Origin of the sequence: Bacillus sp. FJAT-53060 (assembly GCF_037104745.1) — a bacterium.
Taxonomy (GTDB): domain Bacteria; phylum Bacillota; class Bacilli; order Bacillales; family Bacillaceae; genus Bacillus; species Bacillus stratosphericus_B.
The window spans coordinates 1-565 of sequence record NZ_JBAWSW010000090.1; the positions used below are offsets into that span (position 1 = coordinate 1).

1 protein-coding gene is annotated in these 565 nt (G+C 38.2%); it reads left to right on the plus strand.

All coding sequences use genetic code 11. The features are described from left to right. On the plus strand, positions 1-565 hold a 565-nt coding region (locus WAX46_RS15685; RefSeq protein WP_336494319.1), incomplete at both ends, for a transposase.

Consider the following 565-nt stretch of genomic DNA (forward strand, 5'->3'; position numbering starts at 1 on the left):
AATGTTGCTTATCGTTGGTTTATTGGGTATGGGTTTTCTGAGAAAATTCCGCACTTTTCTACCTTCGGTAAAAATTATGTGAGACGCTTCCACGATACAGATTTATTTGAACAAATTTTTTATCGAATCTTAAGAGAAGCGATGAAAAAAGGACTCGTTGACCCATCTATCGCCTTCATTGATTCAACTCATGTAAAAGCGAACGCCAATAAGAAAAAACATGAAAAGAAAATCGTTCGAGTGGAAACGAGAAGTTATCAAAATCAGCTTCATGAGGAGATCAATGTTGATCGTGAGGAACATGGAAAAAAGCCGTTACCCCTACAGAATAAAGAAGAGAAAAAAGAAATCAAGGTCAGTACGACTGACCCAGAGAGTGGCTATTATGTTAAGGATGAACGTGAAAAATCATTTGCTTATTCATTTCACACAGCTTGCGATTCAAAAGGATTTATATTAGGGTCACTCGTCACAGGTGGCAATGTTCATGACAGTCGTATGTTGGATTCAATCGTATCAAAGGTGACAGAGAAAGTCGGAAAACCAAATGCAGTCGCAGTAGACG